2 protein-coding genes and 4 tRNA genes are annotated in these 1,194 nt (G+C 41.7%); 5 read left to right on the forward strand and 1 reads right to left on the reverse strand.

The features are described from left to right. The first annotated feature begins 20 nt into the window (after window positions 1-20). The 5 genes from ACPW7N_RS26560 to ACPW7N_RS26580 all read left to right on the forward strand — a co-directional run bounded on the left by ACPW7N_RS26560 (window position 21) and on the right by ACPW7N_RS26580 (window position 905). A tRNA-Asp gene (locus ACPW7N_RS26560) sits at window positions 21-97 on the forward strand. Between the two features lie 173 nt (window positions 98-270). Then, window positions 271-346 (forward strand) — tRNA-Thr (locus ACPW7N_RS26565). Between the two features lie 3 nt (window positions 347-349). After that, window positions 350-425 (forward strand) — tRNA-Gly (locus ACPW7N_RS26570). Between the two features lie 7 nt (window positions 426-432). Further along, window positions 433-509: transfer RNA gene (locus ACPW7N_RS26575), tRNA-Arg, on the forward strand. Window positions 510-578: 69 nt separating this feature from the next. Then, window positions 579-905: an SCP2 sterol-binding domain-containing protein gene (locus ACPW7N_RS26580; RefSeq protein WP_425654867.1), complete on the forward strand. Its 327-nt coding sequence runs from the start codon at window positions 579-581 to the stop codon at window positions 903-905. Between the two features lie 91 nt (window positions 906-996). On the opposite strand, the gene ACPW7N_RS26585 is transcribed toward ACPW7N_RS26580, so the two are convergent. Then, the coding region (locus ACPW7N_RS26585; RefSeq protein WP_425654868.1) for a hypothetical protein at window positions 997-1,194 on the reverse strand (198 nt) is incomplete at its 5' end.

A 1,194-nucleotide genomic window follows, 5' to 3' on the forward strand; every position in this document is an offset into this window, starting at 1 on the left:
TTGAAGGTGCAAACCTTTATGGAGCTGTGGTGAAGTTGGAGTTCACGCCGGTCTGTCACACCGGAGGTCGCGGGTTCGAGTCCCGTCAGCTCCGCCATTCTTTGAAGTAGTAACGGGCCTCTCACCCGTGCCGGGTTCACCCTCGGTACACTCGGGTACCACGAATACTGGCTCGCAGGGAAGAGTAACGGCGATGACAACGCCAGCAGAGACGAGTCCCGTCAGCTCCGCCATCTCTTTCATCGAAATGGCGTAACTAAATAAATAAATGCCGGTGTAGCTCAATTGGTAGAGCACCTGACTTGTAATCAGGGGGTTGTGGGTTCAAGTCCTATCGCCGGCACCATTTGCGGACGTAGCTCAATTGGTAGAGCGTCGCCTTGCCAAGGCGAAGGTCGAGGGTTCGAGACCCTTCGTCCGCTCCATATATTTGTGCCCTTAGCTCAGCTGGATAGAGCGTTTGACTACGAATCAAAAGGTCGGGAGTTCGAATCTCTCAGGGCACGCCATACATACTTACTTCATAGAGCGAAACTAATGTTTCAGCTCTTTTATTGTATTTGGGGGAGGGAATCGAAATGGTAGATCAAGTATTGGCGGAATTGGCAGAAAAGATCAACAATAATCCTGCTGGGATTCAAGGTTTCAATGCAGTTTTTACATTTGATCTGAGTGGGGAACAAGGCGGAGTGTATCAAGTAAAATTTCAAGACAATACTGTTCAGTATCAAAAAGAAGCTCTTGGAAATTCAAAATGCACATTAATATTATCTGATTCAAATTTTGTTAAGTTAATTAAAGGTGATCTTAATCCGACCACTGCTTTCATGATGGGTAAACTAAAAGTAAAAGGGGACCTTTCACTCTCTTTGAAACTTCAAGCCGTTTTAAAAAATTATCAATAGGAGTATTTGGATATATACAAAGTAGCTATTGAAGCTTGCATTTTTTCAACTAACTCTTGTGGCAAATGCCACTTTTTATTTTTCTATAAACTTATTGCCAAGAAATTCTACTAAAAAGATATTGACTTTCAATTTGATAACATGCTATATTATAAAAGTTGATTCGGTAACAACCACCGATAAGATAAACAAAATGCTCTTTGAAAACTGAACAATAAAGCGTTTTATAGTGAATCAAAACACTAGCCAAGTGAATTGTTTTGCAGTTTAGAATCAGCTCAACTTTATT

This window comes from Brevibacillus nigriterrae, from assembly GCF_049846925.1.
Taxonomy (GTDB): Bacteria; Bacillota; Bacilli; order Brevibacillales; family Brevibacillaceae; genus Brevibacillus_H.

Coding starts and splice junctions, on each gene's coding strand:
- ACPW7N_RS26580 (WP_425654867.1), top strand. CDS start 579: ATGGTAGATCAAGTATTGGCGGAATTGGCAGAAAAGATCAACAATAAT.